The organism is Kribbella italica (genome assembly GCF_014205135.1).
Classification (GTDB): domain Bacteria; phylum Actinomycetota; class Actinomycetes; order Propionibacteriales; family Kribbellaceae; genus Kribbella; species Kribbella italica.
Map to the genome: position 1 here is coordinate 5273387 of NZ_JACHMY010000001.1, position 16216 is coordinate 5289602.

The window sequence follows — 16216 nt, forward strand, 5'->3', positions numbered from 1 at the left end:
CGTCCGCAGAAGTTCCCGGACTCCTGGAGGAACCAGCCGATGTCAGCTTCCTACGACGCAGCCGCGGTCGCAGCCCTGGCGGACCAGCCGGTGAGTTGGCAGGACAAGGCGCTCCCTCCGGCGTGGTGGGGCCGGACCGTCCGCGAGATCCTCGCCGACCGGCCGCGCCTGTCCCAGCTGCCGACCCCGTTGCTGACGCTGTCCGGCCCCGGGATGGAGCACAACCTCGCGACGCTGGCCCGCTGGTGCGCCGAGCACGGCGTCGAGCTCGCGCCGCACGGCAAGACCACGATGGCGCCCGCGCTGTGGGCCGCACAGCTCGACGCCGGCGCGTGGGCGATCACGCTCGCCAACGGGTTCCAGCTCGGCGTCGCCCGGGCGTTCGGCGTACGCCGGGTGATGGTCGCCAACGCCGTGATCTCCCCGCTGCAGCTCCGCTGGATCGCCGACCAGCTCGCCGCCGATCCGTCGTTCGAGGTCCTCGTCTGGGCCGACTCCGTACGGACCGTCGAGCAGCTGGAGGCCGCGCGTTCCGCACACGTCGGCGCGGACGCGCGGCCGCTCGACGTACTGGTCGAGATCGGTGGGGCTGGAGGTCGCACCGGCGCTCGGGATGCCGAGACCGCCCTCGCCGTCGCTCGAGCTGTCACCGAGGCGTCCACCCTCCGCCTGGCCGGCGTCGCTGGGTACGAAGGCGCCATCGCCCACGGCGCCGACGAGGCCGGCCTCGAACACGTCCGCGCGTACCTGCAGTCCCTGGCCGACGCCCACACCCAGCTCACCGACCTCTACCCGGCGGACATCACCCCGGTAGTCAGCGCCGGCGGCAGCGCGTACTTCGAACAGGTCGCCAAGGTCCTCGGCCCGCTGTCCTCCACCGGCGCCCGCGTCGTCCTCCGCTCGGGTGCCTACATCGCCCACGACGACGGCTACTACCGCCAGATCTCCCCGCTCGGCTCCGCGCCCCGCACCGACGGCGACCGCCTGATCCCGTCCATGCACGGCTGGGTCCGCATCACCTCCCAACCGGAACCAGGCCTGGCCATCTTCGACGCCGGCAAACGAGACCTCCCCTTCGACGAGGGCATGCCCGAACCCCAGCTCCTCCGCCCCCGCGTCGAGGGCGAGCCCCCCACCCCGCTCACGGACCTGACCGTCACCAAACTCAACGACCAGCACGGCTTCCTGAGGTTCGAAGGCAACCCCCCGGTCGTCATCGGCGACGAGCTCCGAGTAGGCCTCTCCCACCCCTGCACCGCCTTCGACAAGTGGCGCCTGATCCCCGTCATCGACGACCCCGACGCCCCCGACCCGGTCGTCGTCGACCTGGTGAGGACGTTCTTCTGATGCTCCAGATCAAGAACGCCAAAGTCCTCGACGGCACCGGGTCACCGGCGTACACGTCAGACGTCACCATCGACGACGGCCGCATCACCGTCATAGGAACAGCAGCACCAACTGAAAGAACAATTGATGCTTCTGGGCTCGTTCTCTCGCCTGGGTTCATCGACATGCATGCGCACTCCGACCTGCAGATTCTCGCCAACCCGGATCACACCGCGAAGGTCAGTCAGGGCGTCACCTTGGAGGTCCTCGGGCAGGACGGCCTCTCCTTCGCGCCGATCGACGATCCGACCCGCGCGGCCGTACGCCGGCAGATCGCCGGGTGGAACGGCGAGCCGGACGAGTTCGACTTCTCATGGGACTCGGTCGAGGGATACCTCGCCCGGCTCGACCAAGGCATCGCCTGCAACGCGGCGTACCTGGTCCCCCAAGGCACCCTGCGAATGATGGTCGTCGGCACCGAGAACCGCCCCGCCACAAAGGCCGAGCTGGACGAGATGAAGCGCCTCCTCGCCGAAGGACTGCAGCAAGGCGCGGTCGGGATGAGCAGTGGCCTGACCTACACCCCCGGCATGTTCGCGACCACCGACGAACTCGTCGAGCTGTGCAAGGTCGTCGCCGAGTACGGCGGCTACTACAGCCCGCACCAGCGCTCGTACGGCAAGAACGCCCTCGACGCGTACGGCGAGATGATCGACGTCGCCCAGCGTTCCGGCTGCGCCCTCCACCTCACCCACGCCACGATGAACTTCGAGCCCAACCGCGGCCGCGGCGTCGACCTCCTGCGGATGATCGACGACGGTCTGGCGCAAGGCGTCGACATCACCACCGACACCTACCCCTACTTGCCCGGGGCAACAACTCTCGCCGCGATCCTCCCCAGCTGGACCGCCGAGGGCGGCCCCGACGCGCTGCTCGCCCGCCTGCAGGACCCGCAGGACCGCGACCGCATCACCCACGAACTCGAGCAGGTCGGCACCGACGGCTGCCACGGCTGCGTCACCGACTGGAACACCATCGAGATCGGTGGCGTCAAGAACCCCGAACTCGCCGGCGCCGTCGGCCACACGGTCGCCGAGATCGCCGCGGGCATCGACCAGCCGCCGTCCTGGGTCTACTTCGACCTGCTCGTCCGCGACAACCTCGCCACCACGATCCTCCAGCACGTCGGCCACGAGGAGAACGTGCGGGCGATCATGCAGCACCCGACCCACACGGGCGGCTCGGACGCGATCCTCGTCGGCGGCAAACCCCACCCGCGCGCCTGGGGCACCTTCCCGCGCTACCTCGCCCACTACGTCCGCGACCTCGGCGTCCTCGACCTGGCCGACTGCATCCACCACCTCACCGGCCGCCCCGCCCGCCGCCTCGGCCTGACCGACCGAGGCCTGATCCGCGAGGGCTACCACGCCGACCTCGTCCTCTTCGACCCCGCAACCGTCAAGGACACCGCCACCTTCGCCAACCCCCGCCAACAGGCCCAAGGCATCCCCTGGGTCTTCGTCGCCGGCGAACCAGTCATCGACAACGGCGTCCGCACGGACGCCCTCCCCGGCCGAGCAGTACGCCGTACGCCGGCCGCCTGACCCCACCGCCCAGCCCTCCCCCCGGGCCCCACCACCTGACCGCACCCCCCAGCCCCACCGCACCCCCACTCCAAGTACCGACCCCCGCCCCAGCCCCTCCCCCAACTCGTCTCCCCCTGACAAGCCCTCCCCGAACCCGCCCCCACGAAAGGACCCGCATGACCACCCTCGACCTCCTCCGCACCGACCGCGTGCTGAGCGTCGTCCGCGCCCCGGAGATCGGCGACGCCCGCGATCTCTGCTCGGCGCTCGTTGCCGGCGGCATCCACGTGATCGAGCTGACCTTCACCACCCCCGACCTCCCGAAGCACCTCGAGCGTGCCGCCTCCGGCGACACCGGTGCGGTCGTCGGCGCCGGCACCGTGCAAACCGAGGCGCAGGCGAGGACAGCCGTCGAAGCCGGCGCGAAGTTCCTCGTCACCCCCGGCCAGGGTCCCGAAGCCGCCGCCATCGTCGCCGCCGCGCACGAGGCCGGCGTACCGATCGTGCTCGGCTCCCTCACCCCCTCCGAGGTGATGACCGCCGTCGCCCTCGGCGCGGACGCGGTGAAGATCTTCCCGGCGCACCAGTTCGGCCCGAAGTACCTGAAGGACCTCAGCGGCCCGTTCCCCGGTACCCCGCTCGTGCCCTCCGGCGGCGTCAACGCAGGCAACGCCCGCGCGTTCCTCGACGCCGGCGCACTCGCGGTCAGCGCCGGCACCGACGTCGTCTCCCCCGCCGACGTTGCCGCCGGCAACTGGTCCGACATCACCGCCAAGGCCAAGGCCTTCTGCGCCGCCCTGAGCTGACCCCGGCTCCCGCACCACCTCGTACGACGCCCAACCCCGTCGTACCCGCACCACCCCGTACTGCGGCGTCCCGGCCGCAGTCCCTCCCACCCCTCGGAGTCCCCCATGTCCGGAGCCGTCGACTGGCTGCACACCAGCACCCCCGGGTTGCTGCTGCTGTGCGTGGTAGCGATCGCGCTGCTGCTGTTCCTGATCATCAAGGTCAAGCTCGAACCGTTCATCTCACTGCTCGCCACCAGCCTCTTCCTGGCGCTGGCGGCCGGCCTGAACGTCCGCACGATCGTCGGTACGGCGCTCAAGTCCAGCGATTCCCTGCTGGAGAAGGGCTTCGGCGGCATCCTCGGCCACATCGCCGTGATCATCGGCCTCGGCACGGTGCTCGGCGCGCTGCTCGAACGCTCCGGCGGCGCCGACGTCCTCAGCCGGCGCCTGCTGAAATTGTTCGGGCCGAAGGGTACGCCGGTCGCGATGGGCCTGGTAGGGCTGATCTTCGGAATCCCCGTCTTCTTCGACATCGGCATCTTCGTCCTCGCCCCGCTCGTGTACGTCGCGGCGAAACGCGGCGGCAAGTCACTCGTCCTCTACGCGCTCCCGGTGCTCGCCGGGCTCTCGATGACCCACGCGTTCCTGCCCCCGCACCCCGGCCCGACCGCGGTCGCCGGGCTGCTGCACGTCGACATGGGCTGGCTGATCATCATCGGTCTCGCCTGCGGCCTGCCCGCGTTCGCCGTCGCCGGCATCCTCTGGCCGCTCTACATCGCCCCGCGCGTCCCCGTCAGCGTCCCCGCCGACTACGTGGTCGAGGAAGAGGAGTCCCGCCCCGAGCCCTCACTGGCCCTGGTCATGAGCGTCATCGTGCTCCCCCTGGTCCTGATCCTCGGTGCCACCTTCGGCACTCTGATCCTCGATCCGGACCGCGACCTGCTCAGCGTCCTCACCTTCCTCGGCAACCCGGCCGTCGCACTGCTCATCGCCGTACTGCTCGCCTACTACCTGCTCGGCGTACGCCGCGGCATGACGAACGCCGAGTTCAGCGAACTCAGCAGCAACTCCCTCAAGCCGGTCGGCATGATCCTGCTCGTCGTCGGCGCCGGTGCCTTCTTCGGCGCGGTCATCTCGGCCACCGGAGTCGGAGCAGCGCTCGCCAAGAGCCTGTCCAGTGCGGGCCTCCCCGTCCTCCTGCTGGCGTACGTCATCTCCTGCGGACTCCGGATCGCCCAGGGCTCGGCGACGGTCGCCATCGTCACGACCGGCGGCATCGTCGGCCCGCTACTCACCGCCGACGGCTACTCCCAGGCTCACCTGGCGCTGATCGCCGCGGCCATCTGCGCCGGGTCGATCATCCTCAGCCACGTGAACGACGGCGGCTTCTGGATCGTCGCCAAGTACTTCAACATGACCGTCAAGGAGACCCTGCTGACCTGGTCGGTCCTGGAAACAGTCCTGTCTCTCGTCGGCTTCGGCATGGCCGCGGTGCTCTGGGCCGTCATCTGACCCGCTGCATCAAGGCGACCAGCAACAGACCCGCACCGACAAGATAGGGAGCAGTCTCCGACACGCCGTACAACGCGGTGGCGGTGGTCGGTCCCACGATCGCCGCCACCCCGTTGACCGCGTTCGTCAGCCCGGCCACTCCGCCCTGCTCGTGATCCTCCACCACCAGGGTCGGCCCCGCCGAGTACCCCGGAATGGCGAAGGCATACCCGAAGCCGACCAGCGCCGTCGCCGCCACGATCACGGCGAAGTTCCCCGCGAACGCCAGCACGACGAATCCACTCAGCACCAGCGGCAGGCCACACCGCAGCAACCAGGCCGGCGGCCACGCGAGCCGCCGTACGAAGAACACCTGCCCGACCAGCGAGGCCACACCCGAGGCAAGAAACGCCAGACCGCTCGACCGCGCGGTCGCCTCGGCGCTCAGCCCGAGCCGATCCTGCAGCACGAACCCCAGCAGCACCCCCTGGATGCTCAGCGTCGAGAACAGCACGAACCCGATCGCGAGGAACGACCGGATCCGCGGATCCAGCGGGCTCAGTCTCCCCGGCTTGACGTCCGGCGGTGCGACCACCGGCGTCGTCACCCGCAGCTTGAACCACAGCACGCCGCCGATCGCGGCGAGCAGGAGCGGCGGAACGTACAGCGGCACCAACAGCCCTTGCAGCGCCAGCAGTCCACCGAGCGACGGCCCGACCACCCCCGCGATCCCGAACGACGCGCCGATCATCGCGAACGCCCGGACCCGCGACCGCCGATCGGTCGTCATCGCGACGACGTACGACTGCGTGGCGATCGGCGTCGCGGCGCCGGCGACGCCGTACAGGACGCCGCGGAGCAGCAGCGCCAGCGCGAACGTCACCGCGGCGGGCAGGATCCCGAGCAGGCCGAGATGGGCGACCACGGCGAACCCGAGCAGCCCGAACGACGCCCCGAAGACCGACGAGATCAGCACCGGGCGATGGCCCCACCCGGTCACCTTGCGTCCCCAGAACGGGCTGATCAGGATGATCGTCAGCGCGGACGTCGACAGGATCAGCCCGACCTGGAACGTGCTCAGGCCGATCTCCCGCGACAGCGGAGCCATGATCGAGGCCAGCAGTTCACGGCCGGTGTAGACGCCGATGATGCCGCCGTACACGTACGGCGTCAGGGAGATCGCCGGGTGCTGCGGTTCTGGCCCGGCCATCCAGCGATCCTCCTGACGCACGACACCGCTGTCAACGGATCTAGCCGATCAGCTCCACTACTGCTCCTTCGTGCAACTCCGCGTAGACCTGGTCGCGCAACTGGTTGGCCTCGGCATCGGTCAGCGTGTGGTCGACCGGGCGAAGGACCAGCCTGACCAGCACGTTCCGCTGCCCGGGCGTGAGCTGGAGCCGAGTACGAGCGCTCTCCGGCAGCCGCTCGTACGCCGTCTCCTGGACGACCTCGGCCGACTCGGCAGCATCGGCCGCCTCACCCAGCGCAGCACGCACCCGATCGCCCAGCAGCTCCGGAGACAGATCGGTGTCCGCGCCGACGACCACCGACAGGTCCCGGCGGACCGCGGGCATCGCCGAGACCGCCTTGTACGGCTGGAGATCCAGCATCTGGCCGGCCACCCGCGGATCCGTCGACCGGAGCAGGCGGATGTCGCGAATGCCCTTGCGCAACATCATCAGCCGGTCGAGCCCGGGCCCCATCGCGAGCCCGGTCCAGCGCTCGTCGAGACCGGCGCGCCGCAGTACGGCGGGCGCCGCGACCCCGCACTCGCCGATCTCGATCCACTGGTCGTCGAGCAGGACGTCGATCTGCCGCCCGTGCGTCGTGTACGGGTGGACGGCCGGCACGGTCCGGTAGGTCTGGCCGGGCAGGACCGTCGTGACGAGCCGCTCGATCATCGCCTCGAGCTCGGGCTCACCCAGCGGGACGTCGCGGCTGATCCGCCACAGGTCCAGCTGGTGCGGCGTACCGGTGTGCTGCCAGTCGACCGAGTCGCGGCGGTAGCAGATCCCGGCGCAGATCATCAGCACGTCGGACGACTCGGAACGGGCGAGCTCGCGCAGCGCCGGCGGGATCATCGCCGAGGTATGGCTGCGCAGGACCTCGCCGGCCGAGGCGTAGCGGGTGTAGCGAGCGTCGCGGGTGACCGCGCCGGCGGCGTACCCGAGGTTGTCGTAGTTGTCGGCGAGCGGCACGACCGGGTGGTCGCGCCGGATCCAGGTCTCGGTGTACGGCCAGGCCCGGCCGAGCGCCGCCCGGATCGAGTCGACGATCAGCTGGAGCGCGTGCGGACCCTGGGCGGGATCGGTGAGGTCGCGCAGGGCCAGGGCAGCGTGCAGTTCAGAGGTGGTGAGGACAGCCATGGGAGTTCTCCTGAGGTGAGCAGGTGCGGGGGGAACGCACACCCCGACCGGCCGCGGTCACCTCAGGGAGAGAACGCAGCAGCGGCCCACCCCGTCGGCACCGCTGTGCCGGCCGGGGCGCGGAAATCGCTGCCCGTGCTGCTGCATGCCCACTACTTTACCGGGCTCGCGGAAATGGCGCCCGCGGATATCCCCAGGGGTGCGAGGATCGGCCCATGCGATGGATCGACGGGTTGGAAGCGGCCGCGGCGGAGAAGCTGCCGGAGCCGGTGCACAGATACTTCCGCCAGGGCTCGGCCGGCGGACTGAGTGTCGGCGAGGCGGTCGACGCCTGGTCGTCGTACCGGTTCCGTCCGCGGGTCCTCACTGACGTGTCCACGATCAGCACCGGTACGACGGTGCTCGGGACCCCCGTCGCCGGACCCGTCCTGGTCGCGCCGACGACGATGCAACGGCAGGCCGACCCCGACGGCGAGGCCGCGATGTCGGCCGGCGTCGCGGCGGCCGGATCGGTGCTCGGCGTCTCGAGCAACGCCGGGACGACGTACGCGGAGATCGGCGCGGCCGGAGCCCCGTGGTGGCTGCAGATCTACGTGACGCGCAACCGCGACTACACCCGGCAGATGCTCGACGCGGCCGTGGCGGCGGGCGCGCGGGCCGTCGTACTGACTGCTGACACGCCGGTCGTCGGCCGCAAGGAGGACGAGGGCCAGACGGTGTGGGATCTCGTGCAGCCGGGGCACCTGCGCGCGAACGTCGACGAATCGGCGTACTCCGACGACGACCTGGCCAAGGCCGACGACCTCACGCCTGACGTGATCGACTGGCTCGGCTCGTCCACAGGCCTGCCGGTGGTGGTGAAGGGCGTGCTCCGCGGCGACGACGCCCGCCGCTGCGTCGACGCGGGCGCCGCCGGCCTGATCGTCTCCAACCACGGCGGCCGTCAGCTCGACGGGGCGATCGCCACGGCGCACGCGCTGCCCGAGGTCGTCCAGGCCGTCGCCGGCACCAACACCGAGGTGTACGTCGACGGCGGCATCCGTCGCGGCGAGCACGTCCTCACGGCCCTCGCCCTCGGCGCCCGCGCCGTCTTCGTCGGCCGCCCGGCCCTCTGGGCCCTCACCGTCGGCAGCTCGCCCGGCGTCACCCGCCTCCTCACCGACCTGTACGCCGAGTTCGCCCACGCCCTCACCCTGGTCGGCGTCCCCGGTCCGGAGCACCTCACCCCCGACCTCATCAGCTGAGCCCAACTGCGAGCACCGCGGTGCAACCATTGAGCCATGCTGCGCATCGTCACCCTGAACACCTTCCAGGCCGGCTACCGAGTCGTCTCGGAGTGGGCGGCCCGGAACGGCCACGAGATCGTCCTGCTCGTCACCCTCCCGGCCGGCGGTGAGCGGTACGACGCCACGGCGCCGCCGCTGGTCGCGAGCGTGCCGCCGGAGCTCGACGTGCTGGTGACGAAGAAGCTGCGCGGGGTCGCCGCTCCGGTGATCGAGGCGCTGGAGCCGGACCTGATCATCTCCGCGGCGTTCCCCCGGCTGATCCCGGACGAGGTGCTGAAGCTCCCGCGGTACGGCGCGCTGAACTGCCACCCCTCGCCGCTCCCGGCCGGCCGCGGCCCGAACCCGCAGCGGCTCATCTACGAAGGAGCCGACGAGGTCGCGGTCAGCGTTCACCGGACCGAGCCCGGTTTCGACACCGGCGCGGTGCTGGCTCAGCGCTCGATGCCGCTGCCCGCCGATCTCAACGGCGGCCCGTTGATGGAGTCGTGGCGGATCCTGCTCACCGCCTGCCTGGACGAAGCCGTCCCGCGGGCCGTCGCCGGCGATCGCGGTGAGCTCCAGGATCCGTCGAAGGCCACCCAGGCTCCGGCGTTCACGCCCGAGGAGTACGTCCTCGATCTCACCGAGCCGGCGTCCGTCGTACGGCGAAAGGCCGCGGCGCTCAACATCACCGCGGTGCGGGCGCTCGTCCGCCTCGACGGCACCGAGTACCTCGTCGCCCGGACCGAGCCGGCCGAGGCGACCGCCGGCACTCCGGGAAGCATCGTGGCGTCGCACGCCGACGGCTTCACCGTCCGGACCGCCGACGCCGCGCTCCGGCTGACGGCCGCGCACGCCTGAACCTCGGGGACAGCGAAAGGCCCCGGTCGACTGACCGGGGCCTTTCGGGTGCTACGGGTGAGCCGAAGCTCAGGCGTCGTCCTCGCCCAGCATGTTGCGGGTGATGTTGGGGTCCACCTGGACGCCCGGACCCATCGTGGTCGAGATGACGGTCTTCTTGATGTAGCGGCCCTTGGAGCTGGAGGGCTTCAGCCGGAGAATCTCCTCCAGCGCGGCGCTGTAGTTCTCCACCAGCTGGGTCTCGTCGAACGAGCCCTTGCCGATGATGAAGTGCAGGTTCGCGTGCCGGTCGACCCGGAACTCGATCTTGCCGCCCTTGATGTCCGTGACAGCCTTCGTCACGTCCGGGGTGACCGTTCCGGTCTTCGGGTTCGGCATCAGACCACGCGGTCCGAGCACGCGGCCCAGGCGGCCGACCTTGCCCATCAGGTCGGGGGTGGCGACGACGGCGTCGAAGTCGAGCCAGCCGTCGGTCACCTTCTTGATCAGGTCGTCGTCACCGACGAAGTCGGCGCCGGCGGCCTTGGCGGCCTCGGCCTTCTCACCGGTGGCGAAGACGAGGACCCGTGCCGTCTTGCCGGTGCCGTGCGGAAGGTTGACGGTGCCGCGCACCATCTGGTCGGCCTTGCGGGGGTCGACCCCGAGGCGCATCGCGACGTCGAGCGTCGAGTTGAACTTCTTGCTGCCGGCCGCTTCCTTGGCGAGCTTGATCGCCTCGAGCGGGGTGTAGAGGTGATCGAAGTCGATCTTCTCCGCGATGGTGCGGTAAGCCTTGCTGCGCTGTGCCATTGCTTGTTCTCCTGTGTGCGGACGCTCGGTCGCGTCCGTTGTGGTGGTGGCGGGCGACCTTCGTCGTCCTTCCACAACTGCTGGGGGTGCTAGAGAGCCGGACGGCTCACTTGTCGACGGTGACGCCCATCGAGCGGGCGGTGCCCTCGATGATCTTCATCGCGGCGTCGATGTCGCGGGCGTTCAGGTCCGGCATCTTGGTGGTGGCGATCTCGCGGACCTGGTCCTTGGTGATCTTGCCGACCTTCTCCTTGTGCGGGACCGGCGAGCCCTTCTGCAGGCCTGCCGCCTTCTTGATCATCTCCGGCGCCGGCGGCGTCTTGGTGACGAAGGTGAAGGACCGGTCTTCGTAGATCGTGATCTCGACCGGTACGACGTTGCCACGCATGGACTCTGTCTGGGCGTTGTACGCCTTGCAGAACTCCATGATGTTGACGCCGTGCGGACCGAGAGCGGTACCGACCGGCGGTGCCGGCGTCGCGGCACCGGCTTGCAGCTGCACCTTGACCAGGGCAGCGATCTTCTTCTTGGGAGGCATTTCGGGTCCTTAGACTTTCTGGATCTGGCTGAAGCTGAGTTCCACCGGGGTTTCCCGGCCGAAGATCTCCACCAGCGCCTTGATCCGCTGGGCGTCGGCATTGATCTCCGTGATCGTGGCGTGCAGGGTCGCGAACGGCCCGTCGACGACCATGACCGAGTCGCCCACACCGAAGTCGGCGACCTCGACCTTCTTCTTGGCCGCGGTCTTGGTGGGTGCGGCACCGGTCTCGGCAGCCGCCGCCTCGGCCGCCGCCACGACGGCCGGAGCGAGCATCTTCTCGACCTCTTCGAGGCTGAGCGGTACCGGCTTCTGGCTGTTGCCGACGAAGCCGGTCACCGACGGCGTGTGCCGCACGGTCGACCAGGACTCGTCGGTCAGGTCCATCCGGACCAGCACGTAGCCGGGGAGCACGGTGCGCTTGACCATCCGGCGCTGCCCGTTCTTGATCTCGGCGACCTCTTCGGTCGGCACGACGATCTCGAAGATGTAGTCCTCCATGTTCAGGGAGGTGATCCGGTTCTCCAGGTTCGACTTGACCCGGTTCTCCATCCCCGAGTACGTGTGCACCACGTACCAGTCGCCGATCTGCGAGCGCAGCGTGGCGCGCAGCTCCTCCAGCGGGTCGCCCGGCTCCTCCGGCTCGGCCTCTTCCTCGGCCTCGTCGGAGCCGGCGTCGTCCGCGGCGGCAGCCGGTACGGCGGCCTCGGCGTCGTCGTCCTCGTCAGCGTCGTCGTCACCGGCGGAGAAGACGACCGCGTCGTCCTCGACCTGCTCGGTGGTCTCGTCCGGCGCGGTCTCGGCGGTCTCGGCCGCCAGCTCGTCGGTCGCGTCGTCGACGTCGGCGGCGGTGACCACCTCGGCGTCCTCGGCGTCGTCGGCCGCGGCCACGATCACCACCGGCTCGTCGTCGGAGTCGTCCTCGTCGGCGTCGCCGTCCTCGGCCTCGTCGTCGGCGGCGTACTCGGCCTCCGCCTTGTCGTTGACCTCCGCGAACGGGTCGTCGTCGTCATCGGCGATCACGACGTCGTCGTCATCGTCGTCGAGGTCCAGGTCGAGATCAAGATCCAGCTCGACGTCGTCATCGTCGTCGGCGCCAGCGGACAAGTCGATGTCGTCCTCGTAGTCGAGGACCTCGTCGTCACGCTCGGACACGTTGTACTCCGTCATCTCTGCATCGGGTGTTGTCTGTGGCGGTCAGCTCGGAGGACCGCGGTGGATCGCTACGGCGGAGGCGGTCAGCCGAAGATCTTGAACATCGCCCAGCCGAAGGCGAGGTCGAGCACCGACACGATCGCGATGACGAACACCACGAAGGTCAGCACGACCACGAAGTAGGTGGAGAGCTGCTTGCGCGTCGGCCAGACGACCTTGCGGAGCTCGGCGACCACCTGGCGGTAGAACCGCAGCAGCCGGTTTCCCGACTTGCTCTCCGCAGGCTTGCCGGCGCCGGACGGTGCCGGGGTGCGCGTCTCCGTCACGACCTACCTCTTTCGCTAGCGGCGGCCTGACCGGCCCTGCGCCGGTCAGGAGTTGCAGGGCACGAGGGACTTGAACCCCCAACCTTCGGTTTTGGAGACCGATGCTCTGCCAGTTGAGCTAGTGCCCTCTGCAATCTCTCCCGGACGCCGCTGACCTGATCTCGGGCATGCCGGATCAGGGCCATCTACGCCCGGACTAGAAGAGTGTACGGGGTGGAAGCCACCTGGTCGAACTGAGGCCTGCCCCGCCACGACCCCACCGGGCGCCGTACCGCGAGCAGAACCTTACAGCCTTCACCGGGTACAAACGCCACCCACCCCGCGATGGTTCCCGGCCCGCGGCCGCTCGCGGTGTCACCAACCGATACCCGGATGTCACCACGGTGGCGGTGGTGCCAGGATGGGGGTATGGCTTCCCGCATCTCTGCACGGATTGGTGCAATCTCCGAGTCGGCCACGCTGGCGGTCGACGCCAAGGCGAAGGCGCTCAAGGCGGCCGGTCGCCCGGTGATCGGCTTCGGCGCCGGCGAACCGGACTTCCCGACGCCCGGCTACATCGTCGAAGCGGCCGTCGAGGCCGCCCGCGATCCGAAGAACCACCGCTACAGCCCGGCCGGTGGCCTGCCCGAGCTCAAGCAGGCGATCGTCGAGAAGACCAAGCGGGACTCCGGCTACGAGATCGAGGCGGCCCAGGTCCTGGTGACCAACGGCGGCAAGCACGCGGTCTACAACACGTTCGCGACGCTGCTCGACCCGGGCGACGAGGTGCTGCTGCCGGCGCCGTACTGGACGACGTACCCGGAGACCATCCAGCTGGCCGGGGGCGTCCCGGTCGAGGTGCTGGCCGACGAGAGCCAGAACTACCTGGTCACCGTCGAGCAGCTCGAGGCGGCCCGGACCGAGAAGACCAAGGCGCTGCTGTTCTGCTCCCCGTCGAACCCGACCGGCGCGGTGGACACCCCCGAGGCGATCGAGGCGATCGGCCGCTGGGCGCTGGAGCACGGCATCTGGGTGATCACCGACGAGATCTACGAGCACCTGACCTACGGCGACACGAAGTTCACCTCGCTGCCGGTCGCGGTCCCGGAGATCGCCGACCAGACCGTCGTACTGAACGGCGTCGCCAAGACGTACGCGATGACCGGCTGGCGGGTCGGCTGGATGATCGGCCCGAAGGACGTCATCAAGGCCGCGACCAACCTGCAGTCGCACCAGACCTCGAACGTGAACAACGTCGCCCAGCGGGCCGCGATCGCCGCGCTGACCGGTGACCTGTCGGCGGTCGACGAGATGAAGACCGCGTTCGACCGGCGCCGCAAGCTGATGGTGTCGATGCTGAACGAGATCCCCGGCGTCGAGTGCCCGGAGCCGACCGGCGCGTTCTACGCCTACCCGTCGGTCAAGGGCGTGCTCGGCAAGGAGATCAACGGCCGCGCCCCCACCACCTCGGCCGAGCTGGCCGGAATCATCCTCGACGAGGCCGAGGTGGCCGTCGTACCGGGCGAGGCCTTCGGCGCCCCCGGCTACCTGCGCCTGTCCTACGCCCTCGGCGACGACGACCTCACCGAAGGCGTCGCCCGAATCGCCAAGCTCCTCAGCTGAATCCCACTCGTACGACGGCCCGCCGGACACCGCGTCCAGCGGGCCGTCCGCCTTCCCGGCCGGTCCACACTGCTCTTCACCCGGCCGTCCCGGGACCGCCCGGTTTCCTGGATTCCGCAAGCTGTCGGTAACCTTCTGTGATGGCGCCACGCGACCTTCGGCTGCTGCCGAAAACCCATCTGCATCTGCACTTCTCCGGGTCGATGCGTCACCTCACCCTGGTCGAGCTGGCCGACAAGCACGGCGTCCGGCTCCCCGACGCGCTCCGCACCGACTGGCCGCCGGACCTGTCCGCCGCCGACGAGCGCGGCTGGTTCCGCTTCCAGCGGCTGTACGACATCGCCCGCTCGGTGCTCAGGACCGAGGACGACGTACGCCGCCTGGTCCGCGAGGCCGCCGAGGACGACGCCGCGGACGGCTCCCGCTGGCTCGAGATCCAGGTCGACCCGTCCGGCTACGCGAACCGCTTCCACGGCATCACCGAGTTCACCGACCTGGTCCTCGACGCCGCCCGCGACGCGGCCGCTACGACCGGCATCGACGTCCAGGTCGTGATCGCCGCCAACCGCACCCGACATCCCCTCGACGCCCGCACCCTGGCCCGCCTCGCGTCCCAGTACGTCGGCCGAGGCGTCGTCGGCTTCGGCCTGTCCAACGACGAACGCCGCGGCACCACCTCCGAGTTCGCGGCCGCCTTCCGCATCGCCCGCAACGCCGGCCTCCTGGCCGCACCCCACGGCGGCGAACTCTGCGGCCCCGCCACCGTCCGCACCTGCCTCGACGAACTGGGCGCCGGCCGCATCGGCCACGGCGTCCGCTCGGTAGAAGACCCCGACCTCCTCAAACGCATCGTCGACGCCCAGGTAGCCCTCGAAGTCTGCCCGGCCTCCAACGTCTCCCTAGGCGTCTACGAACGCCCCGAAGACGTCCCCCTGAGACAGCTCTACGAGGCCGGCGCCCGCATAGCCCTAGGCGCCGACGACCCTCTACTGTTCGGCTCCCGCCTCGCCGAACAGTACGAAACCGCCCGCACCGTCCACGCCTTCACCGACCCCGAACTGGCCAACCTGGCCCGAGGCTCGGTCCTGGCCTCCACAGCCCCCGCCGACATCCAAAAAACCCTGCTCTCCGACATCGACACCTGGCTCGGTGCCGACCTCGGCGCAACCCCCGCCACACCTGCCGCGACGCACTAGCCCCCTCCAAGCCCGCCGCGCCACCGAACCACCACCAGGCTCCACCCACACCAGCTCGGCGCCGGCCCCAACGGCCCGGCCCCACCCGCACGGGGCCTGGTCCACCGCACTGGCCTGGCCCCCACTCACGCCGGCCCGGCCCCACCCACACCGGCTGGCGCGACCCACACCGACCTGGCCCCACCCACACCGGCTCGGCCCCGTCCACACCGGCCCGGCGCCGGCCCAACGGCCCGGCCCCACCCACACCGGCCCAGCCCCACCCACACCGGCTCGGCGCCGGCCCCAACGGCTTGGCCCCACCCACACCGGCTTGTCGTCGGCCCCAACGGCTTGGCCCCACCCACACCGGCCCGACCCCAACCACACCGGCCCGACCCCAACCACACTGGCCTGGCGCCAGCCCCAACGGCCTGGCTCCACCCACACCGGCCCGGTCGCACCCACGCCGGCCCGGCCCCACCCACACCAGCTCAGCCCCACCCGCACCGGCTCGGCGCCGGCCCCAACGGCCCGGCCTCACCCGCACGGGGCCTGGCCCACCCGCACTGGCCTGGCCCCACCCACACCGGCTGGCGCCACCCACACCGGCCCGGCCCCATCCACACCGGCCCGGCCCCACCCACACCGGCCCGGCCCCACCCACACCGGCCCGGCTCCACCCACACCGGCTTGGCGCCGGCCCAACGGCCTGGCCCCCACCCACACCAGCCCGGCCCCACCCACACCGGCCTGGCTCCACCCAACACCGGCCTGGCCCCACCCACACCGGCTTGGCGCCGGCCTCAACGGCCGCGCCCGCCACCTCGACCACCGCCGCCCCCAGCCCCCAACCCCCAACGGCAGCAGCCCGGAACCCGCCCCCTGCAGACCCGAGCCCTCTCTGTATTCCCTCCGGCCGCCGCGACCTCAACCATCGCCGAC

At 70.4% G+C, this 16216-nt stretch carries 14 protein-coding genes and 1 tRNA gene; 8 read left to right on the forward strand and 7 right to left on the reverse strand.

Annotation, left to right across the window (positions count from 1 at the left end):
* The first annotated feature begins 39 nt into the window (after positions 1–39).
* The 4 genes from HDA39_RS24565 (at position 40) to HDA39_RS24580 (ending at position 5212) form a co-directional block, all read left to right on the forward strand.
* A complete protein-coding gene (locus HDA39_RS24565; protein ID WP_184798834.1) occupies positions 40–1347 on the forward strand; it encodes a type III PLP-dependent enzyme domain-containing protein in 1308 nt (435 codons plus the stop codon).
* Entirely contained in the window at positions 1347–2930 is a 1584-nt protein-coding gene (locus HDA39_RS24570; protein ID WP_202893113.1) for an N-acyl-D-amino-acid deacylase family protein, read from the forward strand. The genes HDA39_RS24565 and HDA39_RS24570 overlap by 1 nt, the downstream gene beginning before the upstream one ends.
* Before the next feature lie 158 nt (positions 2931–3088).
* On the forward strand, positions 3089–3718 hold the full coding sequence (locus HDA39_RS24575; RefSeq protein WP_184798836.1) for a bifunctional 4-hydroxy-2-oxoglutarate aldolase/2-dehydro-3-deoxy-phosphogluconate aldolase: 630 nt from the start codon (positions 3089–3091) through the stop codon (positions 3716–3718).
* Between the two features lie 105 nt (positions 3719–3823).
* On the forward strand, positions 3824–5212 hold the full coding sequence (locus HDA39_RS24580) for a GntP family permease (RefSeq protein ID WP_184798838.1): 1389 nt from the start codon (positions 3824–3826) through the stop codon (positions 5210–5212).
* On the opposite strand, the gene HDA39_RS24585 is transcribed toward HDA39_RS24580, so the two are convergent.
* Positions 5205–6401, reverse strand: a complete 1197-nt coding sequence (locus tag HDA39_RS24585; protein WP_184798840.1) for an MFS transporter — start codon at positions 6399–6401, stop codon at positions 5205–5207. The two genes, HDA39_RS24580 and HDA39_RS24585, sit on opposite strands and share 8 nt — an antisense overlap.
* A gap of 40 nt (positions 6402–6441) precedes the next feature.
* Positions 6442–7560, reverse strand: a complete 1119-nt coding sequence (srmL, locus tag HDA39_RS24590; RefSeq protein WP_184798842.1) for a PheS-related mystery ligase SrmL — start codon at positions 7558–7560, stop codon at positions 6442–6444.
* Positions 7561–7775: 215 nt separating this feature from the next.
* Here srmL and HDA39_RS24595 point away from each other — a divergent pair, with 215 nt between their 5' ends.
* Complete coding sequence (locus tag HDA39_RS24595) at positions 7776–8804, forward strand: alpha-hydroxy acid oxidase (RefSeq protein WP_184798844.1); 1029 nt, start codon at positions 7776–7778, stop codon at positions 8802–8804.
* A 36-nt stretch (positions 8805–8840) separates the two neighbouring features.
* Positions 8841–9686 carry a methionyl-tRNA formyltransferase gene (locus tag HDA39_RS24600; RefSeq protein ID WP_184798846.1) on the forward strand — a complete coding sequence of 282 codons (846 nt, stop codon included), beginning with the start codon at positions 8841–8843 and terminating at the stop codon, positions 9684–9686.
* 69 nt (positions 9687–9755) lie between these two features.
* On the opposite strand, the gene rplA is transcribed toward HDA39_RS24600, so the two are convergent.
* The 5 genes from rplA to HDA39_RS24625 form a co-directional block, all read right to left on the reverse strand.
* Entirely contained in the window at positions 9756–10475 is a 720-nt protein-coding gene (gene rplA, locus HDA39_RS24605) for a 50S ribosomal protein L1 (RefSeq protein WP_184798848.1), read from the reverse strand.
* A gap of 106 nt (positions 10476–10581) precedes the next feature.
* Positions 10582–11013, reverse strand: coding sequence for a 50S ribosomal protein L11 (gene rplK, locus HDA39_RS24610; RefSeq protein WP_184798850.1), 432 nt, complete (start codon positions 11011–11013; stop codon positions 10582–10584).
* 9 nt (positions 11014–11022) lie between these two features.
* Entirely contained in the window at positions 11023–11904 is an 882-nt protein-coding gene (gene nusG, locus HDA39_RS24615; RefSeq protein WP_420488801.1) for a transcription termination/antitermination protein NusG, read from the reverse strand.
* Between the two features lie 347 nt (positions 11905–12251).
* Positions 12252–12494, reverse strand: a complete 243-nt coding sequence (gene secE / locus HDA39_RS24620) for a preprotein translocase subunit SecE (protein WP_020388149.1) — start codon at positions 12492–12494, stop codon at positions 12252–12254.
* Between the two features lie 55 nt (positions 12495–12549).
* Positions 12550–12622 (reverse strand) — tRNA-Trp (locus tag HDA39_RS24625).
* A 280-nt stretch (positions 12623–12902) separates the two neighbouring features.
* On the opposite strand from HDA39_RS24625, the gene HDA39_RS24630 reads away from it, so the two are divergent.
* Positions 12903–14096 (forward strand): pyridoxal phosphate-dependent aminotransferase, encoded by a 1194-nt coding sequence (locus tag HDA39_RS24630; protein ID WP_184798853.1) that lies wholly within the window; start codon positions 12903–12905, stop codon positions 14094–14096.
* Between the two features lie 140 nt (positions 14097–14236).
* Positions 14237–15292 carry an adenosine deaminase gene (locus HDA39_RS24635; protein WP_184798854.1) on the forward strand — a complete coding sequence of 352 codons (1056 nt, stop codon included), beginning with the start codon at positions 14237–14239 and terminating at the stop codon, positions 15290–15292.
* The last annotated feature ends 924 nt before the right edge of the window (positions 15293–16216 follow it).

Excerpts from the sequence above, each read along its gene's own strand:
- HDA39_RS24565 (WP_184798834.1), top strand. The coding sequence starts at position 40 with ATGTCAGCTTCCTACGACGCAGCCGCGGTCGCAGCCCTGGCGGACCAG.
- HDA39_RS24570 (WP_202893113.1), top strand. The coding sequence starts at position 1,347 with ATGCTCCAGATCAAGAACGCCAAAGTCCTCGACGGCACCGGGTCACCG.
- HDA39_RS24575 (WP_184798836.1), top strand. The coding sequence starts at position 3,089 with ATGACCACCCTCGACCTCCTCCGCACCGACCGCGTGCTGAGCGTCGTC.
- HDA39_RS24580 (WP_184798838.1), top strand. The coding sequence starts at position 3,824 with ATGTCCGGAGCCGTCGACTGGCTGCACACCAGCACCCCCGGGTTGCTG.
- HDA39_RS24585 (WP_184798840.1), bottom strand. The coding sequence starts at position 6,401 with ATGGCCGGGCCAGAACCGCAGCACCCGGCGATCTCCCTGACGCCGTAC.
- srmL (WP_184798842.1), bottom strand. The coding sequence starts at position 7,560 with ATGGCTGTCCTCACCACCTCTGAACTGCACGCTGCCCTGGCCCTGCGC.
- HDA39_RS24595 (WP_184798844.1), top strand. The coding sequence starts at position 7,776 with ATGCGATGGATCGACGGGTTGGAAGCGGCCGCGGCGGAGAAGCTGCCG.
- HDA39_RS24600 (WP_184798846.1), top strand. The coding sequence starts at position 8,841 with ATGCTGCGCATCGTCACCCTGAACACCTTCCAGGCCGGCTACCGAGTC.
- rplA (WP_184798848.1), bottom strand. The coding sequence starts at position 10,475 with ATGGCACAGCGCAGCAAGGCTTACCGCACCATCGCGGAGAAGATCGAC.
- rplK (WP_184798850.1), bottom strand. The coding sequence starts at position 11,013 with ATGCCTCCCAAGAAGAAGATCGCTGCCCTGGTCAAGGTGCAGCTGCAA.
- HDA39_RS24630 (WP_184798853.1), top strand. The coding sequence starts at position 12,903 with ATGGCTTCCCGCATCTCTGCACGGATTGGTGCAATCTCCGAGTCGGCC.
- HDA39_RS24635 (WP_184798854.1), top strand. The coding sequence starts at position 14,237 with ATGGCGCCACGCGACCTTCGGCTGCTGCCGAAAACCCATCTGCATCTG.